This is a genomic window from Pseudomonas chlororaphis, from assembly GCF_001921865.1.
Classification (GTDB): Bacteria; Pseudomonadota; Gammaproteobacteria; order Pseudomonadales; family Pseudomonadaceae; genus Aquipseudomonas; species Aquipseudomonas chlororaphis_D.
In genome coordinates this window covers 15,235-36,744 of sequence record NZ_MSCT01000013.1, presented here as the reverse complement: position 1 = coordinate 36,744, position 21,510 = coordinate 15,235, and the positions used below count along the sequence as shown (strand labels likewise).

General features: G+C 65.9%; 7 protein-coding genes. 6 read left to right on the top strand and 1 reads right to left on the bottom strand.

Annotation, left to right across the window (positions count from 1 at the left end; genetic code table 11):
• Position 1 precedes the first annotated feature (1 nt).
• The 4 genes from BTN82_RS16045 to BTN82_RS16030 are packed head-to-tail and all read left to right on the top strand — an operon-like array spanning position 2 to position 5,464.
• A complete protein-coding gene (locus tag BTN82_RS16045) occupies positions 2–1,495 on the top strand; it encodes an aldehyde dehydrogenase (RefSeq protein WP_075120104.1) in 1,494 nt (497 codons plus the stop codon).
• A gap of 57 nt (positions 1,496–1,552) precedes the next feature.
• The gene (locus BTN82_RS16040) at positions 1,553–2,989 is read left to right on the top strand and encodes an APC family permease (RefSeq protein WP_075120103.1); all 1,437 of its coding nucleotides are present in this window, start codon (positions 1,553–1,555) and stop codon (positions 2,987–2,989) included.
• Entirely contained in the window at positions 2,986–4,368 is a 1,383-nt protein-coding gene (locus tag BTN82_RS16035) for an aspartate aminotransferase family protein (protein ID WP_075120102.1), read from the top strand. Before BTN82_RS16040 ends, BTN82_RS16035 begins: the two co-directional genes overlap by 4 nt.
• A 55-nt stretch (positions 4,369–4,423) precedes the next feature.
• Entirely contained in the window at positions 4,424–5,464 is a 1,041-nt protein-coding gene (locus tag BTN82_RS16030) for an ABC transporter substrate-binding protein (RefSeq protein WP_075120101.1), read from the top strand.
• Positions 5,465–5,594: 130 nt separating this feature from the next.
• On the opposite strand, the gene BTN82_RS16025 is transcribed toward BTN82_RS16030, so the two are convergent.
• Positions 5,595–6,506 (bottom strand): LysR substrate-binding domain-containing protein, encoded by a 912-nt coding sequence (locus tag BTN82_RS16025; RefSeq protein ID WP_075120100.1) that lies wholly within the window; start codon positions 6,504–6,506, stop codon positions 5,595–5,597.
• A 583-nt stretch (positions 6,507–7,089) separates the two neighbouring features.
• On the opposite strand from BTN82_RS16025, the gene BTN82_RS16020 reads away from it, so the two are divergent.
• Positions 7,090–7,647: an imm11 family protein gene (locus tag BTN82_RS16020; RefSeq protein WP_081375484.1), complete on the top strand. Its 558-nt coding sequence runs from the start codon at positions 7,090–7,092 to the stop codon at positions 7,645–7,647.
• A 70-nt stretch (positions 7,648–7,717) separates the two neighbouring features.
• Positions 7,718–21,490, top strand: a complete 13,773-nt coding sequence (locus BTN82_RS31700; RefSeq protein WP_148169570.1) for a S8 family serine peptidase — start codon at positions 7,718–7,720, stop codon at positions 21,488–21,490.
• Positions 21,491–21,510 lie beyond the last annotated feature (20 nt).

The window sequence follows — 21,510 nt, the reverse complement described above, 5'->3', positions numbered from 1 at the left end:
GGTGAACGACTTCAACGAGTGGACAGCCCTGGCGCAGCGGCAACGCCTGATCGATAGCGCCTTTATCGATGGAGAAGCGTGCCAGGCACAGAACGGCGCGCGCTTTGCGGTGATCAACCCGGCCACTGGCAAGCGGTTGGCCCAGGTGGCCGCCTGCGGCCAGGCCGAGGTCGACCAGGCCGTGCGCAGCGCCCGCCGTGCCTTCGAGCAGGGGCCCTGGGCCCGGATGGCGCCGAGCGAACGCAAGGCGATCCTGCTGCGCCTGTCGCGGCTGATGCTGGAGCACCGCGACGAACTGGCCTTGCTCGACTCCTTGAGCATGGGCAAGCCGGTGATGGACGCCTGGAACATCGACGTACCGGGCGCCGCCCAGGTGTTCGCCTGGTACGGCGAAAGCCTCGACAAGCTCTACGACCAGGTGGCGCCGAGTGCCAGCAACGTGTTGGCGACCATTACCCGGGTGCCGTTGGGGGTGATCGGCGCGGTGGTGCCGTGGAATTTCCCGCTGGACATGGCCGCCTGGAAACTCGCCCCGGCCCTGGCCGCCGGCAACAGCGTGGTGCTCAAGCCCGCCGAGCAGTCGCCGTTCTCGGCCCTGCGCCTGGCCGAACTGGCCATCGAGGCGGGCCTTCCCAAGGGTGTGCTCAACGTGGTGCCGGGGCTGGGCGAGGAGGCTGGTCGCGCCCTCGGCCTGCACATGGAGGTGGATGCGCTGGTGTTCACCGGCTCCACCGAAGTGGGCAAGTACTTCATGCAGTACGCCGCGCAGTCGAACCTCAAGCAGGTCTGGCTGGAATGTGGCGGCAAGAGCCCGAACCTGGTGTTCGCCGATTGCCAGGACCTGGACCTGGCGGCCGAGAAAGCCGCGTTCGGCATCTTCTTCAACCAGGGCGAAGTCTGCTCGGCCAACTCGCGGTTGCTGGTGCAGCGCTCGATTGCCGCCGAGTTCGTCGAGCGCCTGCAGGCCAAGGCGCGCCAGTGGCAGCCGGGCAACCCGCTGGACCCGGCGAGCCGGGCCGGGGCCATCGTCGATGCGCGGCAGACGCAACGGATCATGCAGTACATCGAACAGGCCCGGGCCGAAGGTGCGCAGCTGGTGTGCGGCGGCCGGCAACTGAGCATCGACGGCTCGGACAACTTTATCGAGCCGACGATTTTCACCGGTGTGACCGCCGACATGACCCTGGCCCGCGAAGAGGTGTTCGGCCCGGTGCTGGCGGTCAGCGTGTTCGACGACGAAGCGCAGGCGGTGGCCCTGGCCAACGCACACATCTATGGCCTGGCGGCGTCGGTCTGGACCGACGACCTCAATCGCGCCCACCGGGTGGCGCGGCGCCTGAACGCCGGCACGGTGTCGGTGAACACCGTCGATGCGCTGGATGTGACGGTGCCCTTCGGCGGCGGCAAGCAGTCGGGCTTCGGCCGCGACCTGTCGCTGCATTCGTTCGACAAGTACACGCAGCTGAAAACCACCTGGATTCAGCTGCGCGGCTGAGGGCCGTAGAGCGGCCCCGATCTGTCCAAAAAATAAAACAACAAGACGGAACCCCCCATGAACAGCAATGCAAGCGTGCAAACCGGCGCCCTGGCGCCGCCCGCGAGTCGCAAGAAACTCGGCCTCACCGCGCTGTTGGCGGTGGCCATCGGCCTGGTGGTGTCCCAAGGCGTGATGGTGCTGATGCTGCAAGGCGTCGGCATCGCCGGGCTGGGCTTTATCGTGCCCCTGGGCCTGGCCTACCTGCTGGCCCTGAGCTACGCCTGTTCGTTCTCCGAGCTGGCGCTGATGATTCCCCGCGCCGGCAGCCTGAGCACCTACACCGAAGTCGCCATCGGCCAGTTCCCGGCGATCCTCGCGACCTTTTCCGGCTACATCGTGGTGGCGATGTTCGCCCTGTCGGCCGAGCTGTTGCTGATGGAATTCATCATCGACAAGGTCTACCCGCACTCCCTGCCGCCGTTGAGCGTGGCCCTCGGCGTGCTGGCGCTGTTCACCGTGCTTAATCTGTTCAACATCGACATCTTCGCCCGCCTGCAAACGGTGCTGGCGGTGGTGATGACCGTGGTGTTGCTGGTGATGGGCCTGAGCGCGATGAGCAGCGATATCGCCGTGGCCAACCCGAGCCTGTTCGACAGCGCCCACTGGAACCCCCTGGGCCTGGGGGTGATCGCCCTGACGGCGATGGCGGTGTGGGGTTTTGTCGGCGCCGAGTTCGTCTGCCCGCTGGTGGAGGAAACCCGGCGCCCGGAGCGCAATATCCCCGGTTCGATGATGCTTGGCCTGACCATCATCTTCGTCATCATCAGCCTCTACGGGCTGGGCGCCTTGCTCACCGTGCCCCAGGCGGAGCTGGCCAGCAACGGCCTGCCGCATTACCTGTTCGCTACCACGGTGTTCGGCGAGGCCGGCAAGGTGTTCCTGGTCACCGCGGCGATCACCGCCACTTGCAGCACCCTCAACAGTTCGCTGGCGGCCATTCCGCGCATGCTCTTCGGCATGGCCCGCAACGGCCAGGCCTTCGGCGTCTTCAAGCGCCAGGGCAAGCGCAGCGGCGCGCCCTGGGTGGCGGTGCTGTTCATTGCCGCGGTCACCGGGTTGCCGCTGCTGCTGATGCACGACCACGCTGACGCGATCAACCAGCTGCTGCTCTCGGCCGCGCTGGCCTGGCTGCTGGCCTACATCGTCACCCACATCAACGTCATCGCCCTGCGCCGGCGCTACCCCCAGGTGGCGCGGCCGTTCCGCACGCCGTTCTACCCGCTGCCGCAGCTGTTCGGCATCGCCGGCATGCTGTTTGCGATCTGGAACGTCTCGCCGAGCCCGGACATGACCTTTTCGATCTTCGCCTACGCAGGCCTGGTGCTGCTGATCGTCTCGATCATCGCCGTGCTGTGGATCAAGGGTGTGATGGGCAAGCCGCTGTTCAAGCCGGAGCCGCTGTGCAGCGTGCTCGGCAACCTCGATCAAAAACCACAAGGAGATTCGCAATGACCGCTCAAGCCAAACCCGTGCGCAGCACCGGCGACTACCAGGCCGCGGACGCCGCGCACCACATTCATGCCTTCCTCGACCAGAAGGCGCTGAACGCCGAAGGCCCGCGGGTGATCGTGCGCGGCGAGGGCCTGGCGCTCTGGGACAACGACGGCCAGCGCTACCTGGACGGCATGTCGGGCCTGTGGTGCACCAACCTGGGCTACGGCCGCAAGGACCTGGCGGCTGCCGCCAGCCAGCAGTTGGAGCAGTTGCCGTACTACAACATGTTCTTCCACACCACCCACCCGGCGGTGGTCGAGCTGTCCGAGTTGCTGTTCAGCTTGCTGCCCAGCCACTACAGCCACGCGATCTACACCAACTCCGGCTCCGAGGCCAACGAGGTGCTGATCCGCACCGTACGGCGCTACTGGCAGATCCTCGGCAAGCCGCAGAAGAAGATCATGATCGGCCGCTGGAACGGCTACCACGGCTCGACCCTGGGCGCCACGGCCCTGGGCGGGATGAAGTTCATGCACGACATGGGCGGGGTGATCCCGGATGTCGCGCACATCGACGAGCCGTACTGGTTTGCCCACGAAGGCGACCTGAGCCCGGCCGAGTTCGGCCTGCGTGCGGCGCGGCAGCTGGAAGAGAAGATCCTCGAACTGGGCGCCGAGAACGTTGCGGCCTTCGTCGCCGAGCCGTTCCAGGGCGCCGGCGGGATGATCTTCCCGCCGGAAAGCTACTGGCCGGAGATCCAGCGCATCTGCCGCCAGTACGACGTGTTGTTGTGCGCCGATGAAGTGATCGGCGGCTTCGGTCGCACTGGCGAGTGGTTCGCCCACCAGCACTTCGGTTTCGAGCCCGACACCCTGTCCATCGCCAAGGGCCTGACCAGCGGCTACATCCCCATGGGCGGGCTGATTCTCTCCAAGCGCATGGCCGAGGCGTTGGTGGAGCAGGGCGGGGTCTTCGCCCACGGCCTGACCTATTCCGGCCACCCGGTGGCGGCGGCGGTGGCCATCGCCAACCTCAAGGCCCTGCGCGACGAAGGCATCGTCAGCCGGGTCAAGCACGAGACCGGGCCGTACCTGCAACGCTGCCTGCGCGAAGTCTTCGGCAACCATCCGTTGATCGGCGAGGTGCAGGGCGCCGGGCTGGTGGCGGCCTTGCAGTTCGCCGAAGACAAGGCCAGCCGCAGGCGTTTCGCCAACGAGAACGACATGGCCTGGCGTTGCCGCACCATCGGCTTCGAGGAGGGCTTGATCATCCGCTCGACCCTGGGCCGGATGATCATGGCCCCGGCCCTGGTGGCTAGCCACGCCGACATCGATGAACTGGTCGACAAGACCCGTACCGCCGTAGACCGTACCGCCCGCGAATTCGGTCGCCTGTAAGCCTAAAAACGGCCGGCGCGTGCGGGCGCGCCGGCCTAATTAGAGGAACCGCTTCATGTCCAGATCCTTGCGTTGCTGCGTTCCCTTTGCCCTGGCCCTGTTGTGCACCGGCGTGTCGGCCGCGCCCCAGAGCCTCACCGTCATCTCCTTTGGCGGTGCCACCAAGCAGGCCCAGGACAAGGCCTACTTCCAACCTTTCACCGCCAGCGGCGCAGGACGCGTGGTCGCCGGCGAATACAACGGCGAGCTGTCGAAAATCAAGGCCATGGTCGACGTCGGCCATGTCAGCTGGGACGTGGTCGAAGTCGAAAGCCCGGAGCTGCTGCGCGGCTGCGACGAAGGCCTATTCGAGCGCCTCGACCCGGCGCGCTTCGGCGATGCGGCGCAGTTCGTCCCGGGGACCCTGAGCGAGTGCGGGGTGGCCACCTATGTGTGGTCGATGGTCATGGCCTACGACCGGGACAAGCTGGCCAAGGCGCCGAGTTCCTGGGCGGATTTCTGGAACGTCGCCGACTTCCCCGGCAAGCGCGGCTTGCGCAAGGGCGCCAAGTACACCCTGGAAATCGCCTTGCTCGCCGACGGGGTCAAGCCCGACCAGCTGTATCAGGTGCTGGGTACCCCGGAAGGCGTGACCCGGGCGTTCGCCAAGCTCGACCAGATCAAGGGCCATATCCAGTGGTGGGAAGCCGGCGCGCAGCCGCCGCAATGGTTGATCGCCGGCGACGTGGTGATGAGCGCGGCCTACAACGGGCGGATCGCCTCGGCGCAGAAGGAAGGCATGAAGCTCAGCATCGTCTGGCCGCAAAGCCTCTACGATCCGGAGTACTGGGCGGTGGTCAAGGGCACGCCGAACAAGGCCCTGGCCGAAGACTTCATCGCCTTCGCCAGCCAGCCGCAGACGCAGAAGGTGTTCTCCGAGGAAATCCCCTACGGGCCGGTGCACCGCGACGCGCTGGCGCTGCTGCCGGCGGCGGTGCAACAGCAACTGCCCACCGCCGAGGCCAACCTGGCCGGGGCGCGGGCGGTGGACGCGGCGTTCTGGGTCGACCACGGCGAAGAGCTGGAGCAGCGCTTCAACGCCTGGGCGGCGCGCTGAGATTCACGGCAGGGTCTCGCTTTTTGTAGGAGCCAGCTGGCTGGCGATGGCGGCAACGCGGTGTGCCTGACGCGCCGTCTCGCGAGCACGCTGCGCTCCTACAGAGGCAGATGGGGTATTGGCCGCGGGGCTATTTCAACCACGCGGCGAACTGCTCCTTGCAGTAATCGACGAACAACTGCGCAGGCTTGGTCAACTGCGCCCGTTTCAGCCAGCCGGCCACCAGCGCCGAGCCGGTGACATCCTCGGCCAGTTGCACGCACACCACCTCCTGGCCGTCATAGGTGCTGTTGCCGTGGGGTTTGGTCACCAAGAGGGCGAAGCCGAACCCCTGGCCGACCATGCCGCGCACCATCTCGATCGACGGCGAGCCGAAGACGATGTTCGGCGTCAGTTGCAGCTCCTCGAAGATGCTCACGAAGTAGGTGCGGCTGGGCTGTACGTCCAGCAGGATCATCGGCTCCAGCACCAGGTCGCGCAACGACACCTGGGCCTGCCCGGCGAACCGGTGGCCGGCCGGCACCAGGGCATAGGGCCGTTGCGGCGCCATCAGCGCCTCGGTCTCGATGGTGCTGTCCAGGTCGTGTTCGTAGAAGATCGCCAGGTCGAAACGCCCGCCGGTCAAACCCTGCACCAGTTCCTGTTGTTCGCCGTCCTGCAGGCGGATCTCCACCCCCGGGAAGCGCTGGCGAAAACCGGCGATCAGCCGCGGCAGGTAGAGCGGGGCGACGGTCTCGAAACAACCGATATCGATCTGCCCGCAGACCACGTCGTTGTCGGCCAGGGCGTTCTGCTCGAACTCATGGGCCATGCGCAACAGCTCCTGGGCCTTGCGATAGAACCGCGCGCCGCCCGGGGTCAGGGACACGCCCTGGGCGTGATGGCGGATCAGCAACTGCACGCCGAAGCTGTCTTCCAGGCCCTTGACCGCGGTGGAGATCGACGGCTGGGCGATATACAGCTTGCGCGACGCCTCGGCGACGCTGCCGCACTCGACGGTGGTGACGAAATACTTCAATTGACGCAAGGAATAGGACGCCACAGTGCACCTCTGGCTGATTATTTTGCCCCCACGATACCTGCTCCGCCGGCCCGCGCTGCAGCGGAATTTGCTCGCCAGTGGGCATATTTTCCCTGGGCAGGCGGCGTGGGCCGCCAGGGCGCGCGAACGGCCGGGAGAATTTTTTTTGCAGGTTCCGGTTCGGTCCAGGCTGCGCCAAACCGTCCAGGTACTGGAGCACGCTGTCCATGGCCGGGAAACGGACCGCGCAAGAGCCCCGAGAACGCTGGCGCGGTTGCCTGCAAACCGCCCATGACGGGTGCGGTTTTTTCGCGTTTCAGTAACCTGAATTTCATCTAAGGGCGTGATGATGCTCCCCGCATTGGCTTGAAAGTTCGAGTACTTCGCTCCACCCGCGGCGTCCGTTGAAGGAGGCTGGAGGGTCAGTCACACTGTCTTCGGGCAGTGTTGTCGTGCGTTGTCCAGGCAGCACGACGTCAGATTGTCCCTGATTGCCAGTCATAGAAAAGGAGCAAACATGCCGTATTTGATTGGAGCGGATTCCAGTTCAGGAAGCGCGTTTGGCCGAGCCTTCGATCCCAGGATCGAAGGGCGGCTCAGAGCCATGATCATCATGGGCGATCCGCTCTCGCCCGAGTCCAGGGCGGCCATTCCCAGGGTCTTGAGAGTCACCGAACGCCAGGGCGGTGGGATACCGGCGGTGATCGGCTGGGACATCGGCCCCTTTCTCGTCAGCCCGCGGCTGCGCGACATCCTGGAAGAACTCGAACCCGGCCGGCATGACTTCGTGCCGATCGAGGTTCGCAGCGAAACCCGCGGCCCCGACGAAGTCTTCTACGGCATGTACTACCTGATGGTGGAACTCATTGGCCTGGATGCGGTGGTGATCGAGCAGACCTCGTTCATCAAGGGCGTTGGCCAAGAGGGCTACGAGCAGACTGCCCGCTTCGACCCTGAGGCTTCGGGAACCTGTGCGCTCGATGCCCGAGTCATTGAAGGGCACCATTTCTGGAAGTTGCCCCGCGACTTTGGCAAGACCGCCAAGCACCCCGATCGTCTGGTGACGGGCTACTTCTGCTCGGACGAACTGTGGGCGCGGATCGAGGAAGAACGCCTGGACGGCTGGGAAGTCCAGAAGACCTGTGCGCTGGTCCAGGTCTAGTCGCAATCGGTGAAGTGTCGGGCGGGACCGCAGTTTCAACACTCAACATATCAATGATAGGGATATCACGATGGCCGTCAGTCTCGACTTCACGGATGTCAAAGCGCTGCCCAGCGTTACTGTCCATACCCCGGACGGTGATCAGACCGTTACCTATGCGCGCCATCATGTTATCTCCAACGAAGCCTTCCAGAAGTCCGAGTTTCTTCAGGCGCTGCAAGAGCATGGCCTGTGGGACCAGGCGAGTTTTAAAACCAATGGCGTAGCGCTGGCTCAAACCATCGATGGGAAAACAGCCAGCGGCTCGGCCTATCGGGATGTGGTCGCCGGCGCGGCGCATACCGGTTATCACGCCGGCTACAACGCCGACCAGGCGCGGATCCTCGCGGCGTTCGGCGAAAAATACGTGGCGCTGCAGGCGTCGGGCAATTGGGGCGCCTATGGTTCGGAGTCGGCCTGGCTGGCCGCGCAAGCGAAGACGATCCATGGCTATGCCGCGTTCCTGAAAACCGAACTGGTCAACCCCAACTCCGCCCTGAAACTCCACACCAGCGATGCCAGCCGCCTGGACGCCACGTCGAGCGAGTTGTGGGGGAAGTTCTCCAAGACCTTCTTCGACGTCGAAACCTTGACCTTCGACTCCGCGATCACTAGCCATCCTTCCTATATGGCCGGCAGCCAGTTCGCACCGGGGGTGCATGCCGGTGCCGGCGTGCTGGACGCGACACCGGGCTCCAAGAGCGCGCTGGACGTCTCCACGTTCGCCAGCAGCGCCGATGTCGCCCGGGCCATGGACAGCCAACTGGGCATCAAGGCGTCGACCCCTTCGGCGTTCGACAAATTCCATATCCACCAGTCCGTCGGGATTGTGAAAAAGGGCCACAGCACCGCCGTTATCGCGCTCACCGCGGCCGGGTTGGTGACCATGGTCTTCCGTCAGCAGGAGGCCATGGCCGCCGACCTCAAGCGCCCGGTGTCCTTCGACGAAGCGCGCCAGGCCCTGGGGCTGGAGCTCGACGAGAAGGCGTTGCGCGGCGTGGCGGGCGACGCGGCGTTGGATATCGGCGTCAGCCTGGCGCTGCCGTTCGGCTGGGCCAAGCATGCCTGGGACCTGTTGCTGTCGGGCGAGGATATCCTCGGGGTGATCCGCCTATACGGCCAGCTCTACCCGAACGACAGCACCATCCAGCAGTTGAACAGCTTCGCCGACAGTATCGAGCAGGCGCCGGCTTATGAAGCCTACAAGGAAAACAAGGAGCAGCTGAAAACCTGGCTGGCCAGCCAGTTCAACGGCTCCACCAACCGCAACGGCACGCTGCTGGATGTGGTGACCGACCCCTCGACGCTCAACCCCTCGACCCTCAACCTGGGCGGCACGGGGGGCGGGCACGGGTTGTTGCAGTCCGGCGCGGGCTATGCGGCGACCATGCTCGAGCGGTATGTGAACCGTGACGGCATCGAGTTCGTCTCGCCCAGCAACGTGGTCACCGGCGGCACCCGTCCCGGCAATGGCAGCGCCAACGATCTGGCCGCCCAGATGGCGGCGTTGCGCGCCCAGACCCAAAGCGCCGGCCTGATGGGGGAAGGGGGGCAGGGGTGGGAAATGCCGGTCCCGGCCAGCGGCAATCGCGGGGTCGTGACGTATCACGGGAAGAACTACAACGCCACGTTGTACTTCGATGCCCAGGGCAACTGGATCGGCTTCACCCCCGATGCAGGCCAGGCGGGCCGGGTCAGGCTGGCCGATGGGCGAGAAGTCGAGCTCAGCAGCTCGCAGACCATTCTGGTGGGCGAGAACGCCGCCGGCGCCAATGGCGGCTTGAGCGCCAATGGCTGGTGGGTGGTCGAGAGCGACTACGTCGCCGCGTTGCTGGATGCCAAGCAAGCGGCTGACACCGTGGCGTACACCGACCCCGTCGTGCTGGACGGCGGTGGCGACGGCGTGCGCCTCGGCGTCGGGCAGATTGATTTCGACCTCGATGCCGACGGCAGCGCCGAGCGCTTGCCCTGGACCTCGCCCACCGACCCGCTGCTGGTCCTGGACCGCAACGGCGACGGTCGGATCGCCAACGGCAGCGAACTGTTCACCCTGACCGCCTCAAGCAACGGCGTCCGTCCGACCCTGGCGTCCCTAGACAGCAATGGCGATGGCAAGCTGGATGCCACGGACCGACAGTGGTCCGCGCTGCGCCTATGGACGGATCGCAACCAGGATGCCTACGCCAGCGCGGGCGAGCTTTCCAGCCTGGCCGACCTCGGTATCCAGTCCATCAGCCTCGCTGCGCTCTCCGGCTCGGTGGCCGGGCAAACGAATGTCAAAGGCGTCGTCGCCACGTATACCAACGGCACCACGCGGACCCTCTGGGACATCGACCTCAAGCCCCAGGCGCCGTCGGGCAAACCCCAGACCACGGCGTATGCCTTGGGTGTCGACAAGGCGGTACTGGGCGGGCAAGCGGCGCTGGTGGCCAAGAGCGCGCAGGGCGTGCGCCTGGACCTCAACGGCAGCGGCGCGACCCAGGCCATCGGCCATGTCGGCAATGACACATTGATCGGCACCACAGGCAACGACTGGCTGATCGGCGGCCAGGGCGCCGACCGGTTCCAGGGCGGCGCCGGCAGCGATCTGCTGGTGATCGACCACTGGGACCGGCAGGCCGACATCGATGGCGGGGCCGGGATCGACACGGTGCTGATTGCCGACGACAAGGGCGTGGCGCTGAACCTGTCCCAGGCCAACGTCGAGGTGGTCTATGGCGGCTACGGCGCGGATGTGTTGATCGGCGGCGGCGCGGACAACTACTTTATCGAAGGCGCCGCCGGCGACGACTACATACGCGGCGGCAGCGCCGACGACGCCTTGTCCGGCCAGGACGGCAACGACGTGGTCTATGGCGGCGCGGGCGACGACCTGATTCGCGGCGGTCGCGGCAACGACCAGTTGTACGGCGAGGCAGGCAATGACGTGCTCGACGGCGGGGCGGGCGATGACCTGATTGACGCCGGGGCCGGCAACGACGTCATCGTCGCCTCTGGCGGCAACGACGTGATCGACGGCGGCGCCGGCATTGACCTGATCCAGTTGTCGGGGAGTCTCGCGCAATACCGTTTCGTCCGTACCGCCAGCGGTGCCTACCAGATCACCGACCTGGTGGCCGACCGCGACGGCACGATGCTGTTGTCCAATGTCGAGAATTTTGCTTTCACCTCCAGCACGACGCGCACCGGCCTGCCGCTGGGGCTGGACGCGCCGTTGCCGGTGGACGACCGGATTGCGGTGGTCGGCGGCGCTGCGGTGACGATCGCGGTGGCGAGCCTGTTGGCCAACGACCTGGACTTCCAGCATCTGGACGCGGCGCAGCTGACGATCAACTGGGTGGGCGATGCCGTGGGCGGGACGGTCTGGCTCAGCCAGGACCGCCAGAACGTGACCTTTACTCCCACGGCCGGCTACAACGGTCCGATCGAGTTCAGTTACCGGATCAACGATGCCCAAGGCAACAGCGCGCCGGTGATCATGAACGCGGGGGATATCACGCTGCAGGCAGAGATGAAGGCCCGGGTGCTGCTGGTGCCGGGCAACACGCCGAGCGATCCGGATTACGTCAAGCAGTGGTACCTGGGCGCGATCGGCGCGAGCGCCGCCTGGGAGCGGGGTTACACCGGCAAGGGTGTCAGGGTGCTGGTGATGGAGCCCAGCGGTGAGTTCGCCGCGGACCGCCAGGTAGCCGACCTCAACCATCCCGACCTGGTCGCCAACAAGAGCAGCATTTTTGACGACACACGGGTGCACGCCACCCATGCCACCCAGGTGGCGGGGGTGATCGGCGCCGCTCGCAACGGTATCGGCGGGGTGGGCGTCGCCTATGACGTGACCCTGGATGCCAAGGGCTTCATTCCGTTCTCCAACCCGGCCGCGACGGTGGCGCGCTTTCGTGAAGACCTGATGTCGATGTCGTACTACGACGTGGTCAACAATAGCTGGACCCAAAGCAACCCCGATCAGTTCGGCTGGTTCGCCGGCCTGGCGGCCGGCGATCCGGCCATCATGCTGCAAACCCAGGCGGAAGCCAGCGCGCAACAGATTGCCGCCACCAAGGGACGCCGGGGCCTGGGCACGGTCATGGTGTACGCCGCCGGCAACGATCGCGCGCGGGGCTTCGATGCGGCCCTCAGTACGTTGACCACCAACGAGTACACCATCACCGTCGGTGGGGTGAACCTGATTGGCAATGTGGGCGGCAGCACCCAGCCGAGCCAGCCCTTCAGCAACCGGGGGGCGAATATCCTGGTCTCGGCCCCGGCCTCGAATATCGTCACCTCCAGCGTGCAGGTCGAAACCGCGGACGGTAACAAGATCGGCAACACCAGTGTCGAGACCCAGGGCACTTCATTTGCCGCACCCATTGTCTCGGGGGTTGTCGCGCTGATGTTGCAAGCCAACGCCAGGCTGACTTATCGCGATGTGCAGACGATCCTGGCGCTGACCGCGCGCAAGGACATGGGCGCCGGCACGGCCTCGGGCACCACCTGGTCAAACAATCGCAACACCGGCTGGAACGGCGTCGGCATGCACTTCAGCGACGACTTCGGTTTTGGCATGGTGGATGCGGCCGCGGCTGTGCGCATGGCGGAGACCTGGACGCCGGGCGCCGTTATCGCCGAGTACACCAACGCGGTGGCGGCGCAAGCCCAGGCGCTGCCGGACATGGGCCAGCGGACCCTGTCGCTGTTCGTCGACAAGCATGTGGGCGCCGAGCAGGTGCTGTTGCGCCTGAGCCTGGACCACACGCGCTGGAGCGATCTGGTGGTCACGCTGATTTCCCCCTCCGGCACCCGCAGCGTGCTGCTGGACCGGCCGGCCCTGGCCAGCCATGGCGCCAACCCTTCAGGGGCGACCCTGTTGGATGTCGACCTGATGAGCGTGCAGTTCCGCGGTGAGGACACCTACGGTAACTGGCAATTGGTGGTGGAAGACAAGGCCGCTGGCGGCGCGGGGCTGATCGGCGTGCGGGCCAGTCTGCAAGTGGCCGGTATCGCCGAGGATGGCGTCACGCGCTATGTGTTGACCGACGAATATGCCGGCAATTGGCGGATCGATCCTGTCTCCGGGCCCTCCGAGTTGAACGCCGCCGCTGTCGGTACGGCGGTGCGTATCGATCTGTCGGGGGCAACCACCAGCCTGGTGAACGGGCGCGTATTGACGGTCATGCCCGGCGTGGACCGGGTGGTGGGCACCGACGGCCACGATACGCTGCTGGGCTCGGACAAGGATGAAACCCTGGTGGGCGGTCGGGGCAACGACACGTTGAAAGGCGGCGACGGCAAGGATCGGCTGGAGGGCGGGCAGGGCAGCGATATCCTCGAAGGCGGCGCCGGCAAGGACTTGTTGATGGGCGGCACGGGCGATCGCTTGAGCGGCGGTTCCGAGGCCGATATTTTCCTGATCGAGGACGATGGCCCGGGGGTTGTCACGATTGTCGATTTCAACGCCGCCAGCGGCGATTCGCTGGTGCTGCGCAGCACCCAGCGGCTGAGCGCCAGCACTGTCGCCCAGGGGCTGCAAGCCGACGGCCTGCACCTGAGCTATCAGGTCCAGGGCGGGACACGCACCGTGGTCCTGCTCGGGGTCGCCCAGACTTTGAGCGATGCACAGTTGAACTGGATGTCGGCCAGCGGCGAGGTCAAGGTCAATCCGGTGTCCGGTGGCGTCACCACCAAGAACGTCATCTACGTCTCACCTATTCCGGTGGTGGGCCGCAAGAAACCCTATTCCCGCGACGGCCTCACCGTCACCGAGAGCGGGGTCTATTTCAACGGGGCGGTCAGCGGCGGCGTGGTGTCGTACCACAACGGCGACCGCATGAGCTATAACCCGACGCTGATTCAGGAGCGCCAGCCCAACGGCAGCCTGCTGAACCTGTATGTGGTCGACGGCCAGTCCTACACCCTGGAACAGTTGGCGTACTGGTTCGAGGTCCAGGGCGTGACCTGGGGGCCGCAAGGCACCGAGGGCGATGACTTGATGCTGGTGGGCCGCTCGCTGGTGAACGCCCCGGTCGGCTTGTCGGAGAAATGGACCCAGGCGCTGACGGGCAGCCGTCGCCTGTTCAATGCCGGTGGCGGCAACGACGAAGTGGTCGGCGATGACTCCAATGAGTGGATGCTCGGCGGCAGCGGCGACGACGTGCTCACGGGCAACGGCGGCGACGACGAGCTCGACGGCGGCACCGGCAACGACTTTTTGTATGGCGGCGCCGGCCAGGACAAACTGCTCGGCGGCGACGGCGACGATCGCCTGGAAGGCGGCGCGGGCGGCGACATCCTGGAAGGGGGCAGGGGCGACGACGTGCTGATCGACCTCTCCGGCGGCGACACCCTCGAAGGCGGCGACGGCGACGACATTCTGCAAGGCGCTCCCGACCAGGGTGCCGAAGCGGTGCTGCTGGCCAACAATGCAGTGGGCGGCGTACGGATTGCCGGCCCTGCCTCTATCCTGCGCGGCGGCGCCGGCAAGGACACCTTGACCGGCAGCGGCACCCTCGAAGGGGGCGACGGCGACGACACGCTCACCGGCTCCGGTTCCTTGTGGGGCGGCGCGGGCAACGACACCCTGATCACCCGCGGCGGCCTGCTCTACGGCGGCACGGGGGTGGATCGGTTCGTGTTCGCCGCGGGGTTCAAGACCTCGGTGATCGCCGACCTGGAAAACCAGGACAGCGTGGAGTTCCTCAACGCCGCGAGCTTGCAGTTGAGCGTGAGGGCGGCGTTTGCGGCCAACGACGTCAATGCCTTTTCCGCGCGCGTCAGCCTGGTCAACAGCGACGGCACCCAGGTGGTATTGGCCTTGCCATTCACGTTCAGCGTCGATCGCCTGGCGGCCGGCGATATCGACCTGGTCCCCGGCAACTTCCAGTTCCAGGGGGGCGCACGCCCGACGTTGCTGCTCAATGGCAAGACCCTGACCCAGGGCGCCGACATCGTCGTGCAAGAGCGCGTCGGCGCCAGCGCCTTCAATACCCTGGGCGGCGACGACATCGTGTTCGCCCGCAAGGCGAACGGCTTGACCATCGATACCGGCGACGGCGCCGACACCCTGTTTGTCCTGGCCGGCGGCAACCGGATCGACAGCGGGGCCGGAGACGACCGCATCCAGATGCTCGCCAGCGGCTCGACCAGCGTCGATACCTTGATCGGCGGCGCCGGCAATGACGTGATTACCCTCGACGGTACCGCCGCCATTGTCTATGGCGACGACCTGGCGGGCACCCAGGCGGGTAACGACACCCTGATCGGCGGCGCCGGGGGCGACACGCTCTACGGCGGTGGCGGCGCCGATACGTTGCAAGGCAATGGCGGCAAGGATGTCCTGGACGGCGGCGCGGGCGATGACCTGCTCGATGGCGGTGCCGATGACGATCGGCTGAGCGGCGGCGCGGGCGTCGATACCCTGCTGGGCGGCAGCGGCAATGACGAGATGTACGGCGATGCCGGCGACGACGTGCTGGCAGGCGGCGCGGGGGCGGACAAGCTCTACGGCGGGGCGGGCAATGACACCCTGACCGGCGGCGCCGGCAATAACCTGCTGTACGGCGACGACGGCGACGATTTGCTCTACGGCGGCGACTTCAACGACGAACTCTACGGCGGCTCGGGCAACGACACCCTGATCGGCGGCGACGGCGTGAATATCTACGAGGGCGGCGCGGGCGACGATGTGATCATCGCGCGGTCCGGGACCGATACCCTCAGGTTCGGCAGCGGTTCGGGCAACGACACTGTGTGGGCGCTGTCGGCGATGGACACGATCGTGTTCACCGACCTGAACCCGGAGGCCGTCAAGTTCGAGCTGTTCCATGAAATCCGCGGGAAGATTTCCTGGGGCAACAACTCCGTGACCCTCAAGGACTTCTCCGACGACACCACGGTGGTGTTTGCCAACGGGGTGCGCAAGAAGCTGCGGGACTACGAACCCACCAACGACGGCTACGTGCCGGTGGATTTCGGCTGGGTCGCGGTGTACGACAGCGGCCTGGCAGGCGACAAGAGCAAGCTCAGCGCCTACGCCGGAACCGTGGCCGACGATCATCTGTATGGCGGGCCCATTCTGCCGACGGAGGCCGCCTACTGGTATGTGGTCGGGCGCGAAGGCAACGACGACCTGGCCGCTGGCGGCTCGGGCGCGGTGCTCGATGGCGGGGCGGGCAACGACAAATACCTGGCCAGCAATGGCGCCATGGTGATTCGCGGCTCCTACCAGGACGATGGCGAAGACACCCTGGTGGTCTCGGGCAATACCGCCGAGAACCTGCTGTTCTATCGGGTCGCCAATCCGTTGCAGAGTTATGTGGCCGGCATCAACGCCGACGTGTCGCGCGAGGCGGCGACCGAGTTGCAGCGCTACCTGGAAAAAACCAAGGATCCGTTGCGTTTCGGCTTCAAGCCGCTGAACGACCAGAGCCTGCTGTCGTTCGACACCCTGCGCGTGCAGTCGCGAGACGGCAAGATGACCGTCGATATTGTGGGTTTCTTCGCCGACGGCGTCGAGCACAACAACGTCAGGAACATCTCGTTCACCTCGATCCTGGACGATCAGGGCAAGGCCCGGGTCATGGACCTCTACGAGCTGGTGGCGAGCCAGGGCCGCATGGTCCGGATCGACCCGGACAGGCAGAGCATCTTCGTCGCAGCCCCGACGCAGAATTACTACCTGGACCAGGCATTCGGCCTGAGCACCAGCCGCAAATCGTCGATGGTCATGGGCGGGGAAGCCGCCGAGGCCCTTGAGGGGCGGGTCAGTTTCCGCCTGGGCAATATCAAGACGCCTGCGCCCAACAGCCCTTCGTGGCTGTACAACTACACGTCGGCGGGCCGCGATCTGTCGGCCAGCCAGGTCTATTTTGGCGAGTCGCCTTCCTCCGAGTTGCTCGATGCCACGTCTTATCGGGATGTCATTGCCCAGGCGGATGTGCTACTGGGCAATGGCGGCGACGACACCTTGTGGGGCGGCGGTGCCTACCTGGAGCGCACGTGGCTGACCACCGGCAAGCGCCAGCGCGACAACTCGACCACGGTCTATACGGATCGCTGGTCGTCAACGGTGTACAACGCCAACCGTTCGTTCGACCCCACCTACCGTGTCACGCCGCCCGGCGATGGCGTGGCCTTGCGCGACTACCTGAACGGCGGCGACGGCAACGATACCTACCTGTATCGCAAGGGCGATGGCGGCATGACCGTCATGGCGCTGGTCGGCACGGCCGGCGCCGGAGCCAAGGGCACCGACCGCCTGCGGATGGAGGGGTACCTGAGCAAGGAGGTCACGGTACAGGTCGGGAGCGATGGCGCACTGGTTATCTCGGGGGGCGGTACCAGCTCGTCCGCCGCCGACATCATTGTCGAGAAAGGCGCGAACGGCGAGCTGCAAGTCGACTCCATCGTCTTCGACGACGTCACGGTATCGGTCCGCACCCTGATCAGTAACGCCGGCAGCACGCCACCGGTCACCCGGCCGATCAACGTCGACCTGCTGGCCGACAGCCTGCGCAATCTCGCGGGGCCGCTGGCCGAGGCGAACGTGGTCATGGGCACGGCCAACTCGGAAACCTTCACGGTGAGTGGCAACCAGTACGTGCGGGGGCGCGAAGGCGCGGACACCTATGTGATCGATCGCAACACCCTGGGTTTTGCCGTGGTGCAGATGGACCGCGGGGACCGGGTGACGATGTTCGCCGGGTCGAGCAACAGTAACCAAACGCTGTCGCTCGCCACCAACGACGCCAGCAACCGCCATGGCTGGCAGCTGGGGCGGCTGGACCCGAGCCGGGTCAAGAACGGTCAATACTCCCTCGACGCCTGGGTGCCGGTGTCGGGCGACAACGAGTTGGCCAGCGACATGCTGCTGACCTTTGAAACCACCCGTGCGGACGGTTCGGTCTACACCAGCTACCTGGTGCTGGCGGATGTCATGGGCGCCAACGGCACCTTCTTCGACCGCTTCTTCGATTCGCCCGCCTGGTTCAATGGCTGGCTGGACAAAGACAAACCGGTGGTCGGCACCATGGGCTCCGATCAGCTCATGGCGCCGTTCAGTGGCGGGACGGTCTATGGCCGTGGCGGCAATGACACGATCTCCGGCGGCTATAACTCGGACGACCGGCTGTTCGGCGGCAGCGGCAACGACGTGCTGCACGGCCATACCCGTAACGATGAGTTGTATGGCGGCGACGGCGACGACCTGCTCTACGGCGACGAGGGCAACGACACGCTGGCGGGCGGCGCCGGGCGTGACCGGTTATTCGGCGGCGTCGGCGACGACACCTACATCTGGGACGATGCCGACCTGAGCAGTGAAGTGGTGGAGAACGCCGGCGAAGGCAGCGATACGATCCAGGCGCCCGTGGACCTCGATCTGCGCAAGTTCGCCAATATCGAGAACGGCCACCTGACCGGCAGCGCGACGCTGACCCTGACCGGCACCGAAGAGGGCAACCGCTTGACCGGCAACGGCCAAGGCAGCCGCCTGGTGGGGCTTGGCGGTAACGACACCTACGTGGTCAACGGCCCGGACGCGGTGATCGAGGCGGCGGACGGCGGCTACGACACGCTCCAGACCGGCTTGAGCGTGCTGCAACTGGCGGCGAACGTCGAAGCCCTGGTGTCGATGGGCTCGGGCTTGCAACTGACCGGCAACGGGCTGGACAACGAATTGCACGGCGATGCTGGCGATAACGTGATGTACGGCCTGGCCGGCGACGACCTGCTCAATGCCGGGATGGGCGACGACACCCTGAGCGGCGGGCGCGGCAGCGACCTGCTGTACGGCGGCGGGGGCAACGACACGTACCTGTTCAACCGGGGCGATGGCCAGGACACGATCATCAACGGGCTGGCCGGCATGACGCCGCAGGCCGGCAAGCTGCTGCTCGGCAACGACGTCAATTCCCGCCAGCTGTGGTTCAGCCGTGCGGGCGACAGCCTGGTCGTCGAGGTCATCGGCACCGAGGACCGGGTCACCCTGAAAGACTGGTATACCCGGCAGTCCTACCGGCTCGAGCAGATCCTGGCGGGGGACGGGGTGGCCCTGTACCAGGTCGATGGCCTGGTGCAAGCCATGGCCGCGTACCGGGCGGCCCATCCGGGGTTCAACCCGCAGACCGGGTTCGAGATTCCCGACGACGCCAGCCTGCGTTCGGCGCTGAGCGACGCCAGCGTGCCGCGCGCGACGCCAGGCGGGCAGCCTTCTGGCGTGCCGGTGGCCAATACCCTGACAGGCACCGCGGGGGACGACATCCACCACGTGGATCATCGCGACGACAAGGTCGTCGAGGGCGTCGGCGCCGGTATCGACACGGTCTACGTCTGGTCGCTGGCGTACTACCAACTGGCGGAGAACGTCGAGAACGCACGCATCATGGGCTCGACCGGCACCACTCTGTGGGGCAACGCGTTGACCAACATCCTGTACGCGGGGGATGGCAACGACACCATCATCGGCTCCATGAACCCCTACGCCGGGCTGGCCAGCCCCGATACGGTGAGTTACCAGTACGCGAAGGCGGCGATCCAGGTCAATTGGCACCTGATGGGCACGGGGCCCGAGGTGACCGGGGGCTCGGGCAATGACGAACTGCTGTACATCGACAACATCATCGGCAGCGGTTTCAACGATACGATCAATGGCAACGAGCTGGATAACATCCTCGACGGCGCAAGCGGCGCCGACTGGATGGGCGGCGGCAACGGCAACGACCTGTATGTGGTCGACAACCCGGGCGACATCGTGTTCGAGCTGGCCAATGCCGGTATCGACACGGTGAACAGCTACCTGGTCGGCTACACCCTGACCGACAACGTCGAAAACGCCCGCATCCTGCAAATGGGCAAGACCTGGTTGACCGGCAACGGCCTGGACAACGTCATTTATGCCAGCCAGGACAACAACGTGATCGACGGCGCGGGGGGCAGCGACACCGTCAACTACGAAGGCATGGCCTCGGCGGTGACGGTCAACCTGGGCGTCGGCGGCGCGCAGCAGACCGGGGGCTCCGGCAGCGACACCCTGATCGGCATCGAGAACCTGGTCGGCACGCGTCATGACGATGTGCTGACGGGGAATGGGCAGAACAACCGGCTCGACGGCGGATTGGGCGCCGACACCCTGAGCGGCGGGCTCGGCGACGATGTCTACCTGGTGGATAACGCCGGCGACAGGGTGATCGAACTGGCCGACGGCGGGATCGATACCGTGCTGGTGTCCGTCGCCCAATACACCCTTGGGCAAAACGTCGAGAATGCGCAGATGCTCGCCAGCGGACCGTCCTCCCTGACCGGCAACGCCCAGGACAACTGGATTGACGCGTCGGCCGCAGACAACCTCATCGACGGCGCCGGCGGCACGGATACCGTGTCGTACGCCAAGGCCACGGCGGGCATCGTCATGGACCTGGCCCTGACCGGCAGCCAGGCCACGGGCGGTTCCGGCAACGACACCTTGCTCAATATCGAGAGCCTGGTGGGCAGCCAGTTCGACGACAAGCTCAGGGGCAATGCCCAGGCCAACACCTTGCTCGGCGGCGACGGTTCGGATTGGCTCGAAGGGCGCGAGAACGACGACACCTTGTCCGGCGGCAGAGGCTACGACACCCTGGTCGGCGGCACGGGCAATGATACCTACCTGTTCGGGCGCGACAGCGACAGTGATCGAATCGTCGAAAACGACACCACCGCCGGCAACACCGACACCCTGGTATTCGGCGTGGGCATCCTCAGCAGCCAACTGTGGTTCAGCCGCGAACAGAACGACCTGAGGATCCGCATCATCGGCACCAGCTCTTCGGTGACCGTGAGCAACTGGTACCTGGGCGCGCAATACCAGGTGGAGAGGTTCACGACCGCGAAAGGCGGGGTGCTGCTGGCCAATCAGGTGGAAAACCTGGTCCAGGCCATGGCCAAGCTGACCCTCCCGACGACGCCGCTGCTGCCGGCCACCCATGTCGCCGCGCTGACGCCGGTGCTCAACGCGAACTGGCAGGGCGAATGGCGCCCGCCGGTGGGCACCGATGGCGACGATACCCTGGTGGGCGGGCCGACGGCCGATACGCTGTCGGGAGGCGCGGGCAACGACACGCTGATTGGCAACGCCGGCAACGACACGCTGATCGGCGGCTCCGGTAACAACACCTTGATCGGCGGGTTGGGCGACGACACTTACGATGTCAGCAGCTCCCAGGACATCATCGTCGAGCAGCCAAACGAAGGCGCCGACGCGGTCCGCGCCTACGTGTCCTACGCGCTGCCGGACAATGTCGAGCGGATCACGCTGATGGGCGACGCGGCCATCGATGCCCGGGGCAACGACGCCGCCAACACCCTGCTCGGCAATGGCGCGGCCAACACCCTGGTCGGCGGCGGGGGCGACGACATCCTCAACGGCCTTGCCGGCAACGACACCCTGATCGGCGGCACGGGGAATGACCGCTATGTGTTGCTGGCCAATTTCGGCGTCGACCACATCATCGAGAACGATGCCACCGCGGGCAATACCGACATCGCCCTGATGGCGGGCATGTCGGTCGACCAACTGTGGTTTCGCCATGTGGCCGACGACCTTGAAGTCAGCGTGATCGGCACCGCCAACAAGCTCCTGGTGGACGACTGGTACCTGGGCAACCAGCACCATGTGGAAAAATTCCAGAACGGCACGAGGATCCTGCTGGACAGCAAGGTCGAGAACCTGGTCAGCGCCATGGCGGCCTTCGCGCCTCCCGCCGCCGGCCAGACCAGCTTGCCGAGCAATTACGCCGCGGCGCTCGCGCCGGTGATCGCGGCGAACTGGCAATGAGGGGCGAAACCGAACGTCCA

What these genes read in the sequence shown, in the direction of transcription:
- BTN82_RS16040 (WP_075120103.1), top strand. Translation starts at nt 1,553, where the DNA reads ATGAACAGCAATGCAAGCGTGCAAACCGGCGCCCTGGCGCCGCCCGCG.
- BTN82_RS16035 (WP_075120102.1), top strand. Translation starts at nt 2,986, where the DNA reads ATGACCGCTCAAGCCAAACCCGTGCGCAGCACCGGCGACTACCAGGCC.
- BTN82_RS16030 (WP_075120101.1), top strand. Translation starts at nt 4,424, where the DNA reads ATGTCCAGATCCTTGCGTTGCTGCGTTCCCTTTGCCCTGGCCCTGTTG.
- BTN82_RS16020 (WP_081375484.1), top strand. Translation starts at nt 7,090, where the DNA reads ATGATCATCATGGGCGATCCGCTCTCGCCCGAGTCCAGGGCGGCCATT.
- BTN82_RS31700 (WP_148169570.1), top strand. Translation starts at nt 7,718, where the DNA reads ATGGCCGTCAGTCTCGACTTCACGGATGTCAAAGCGCTGCCCAGCGTT.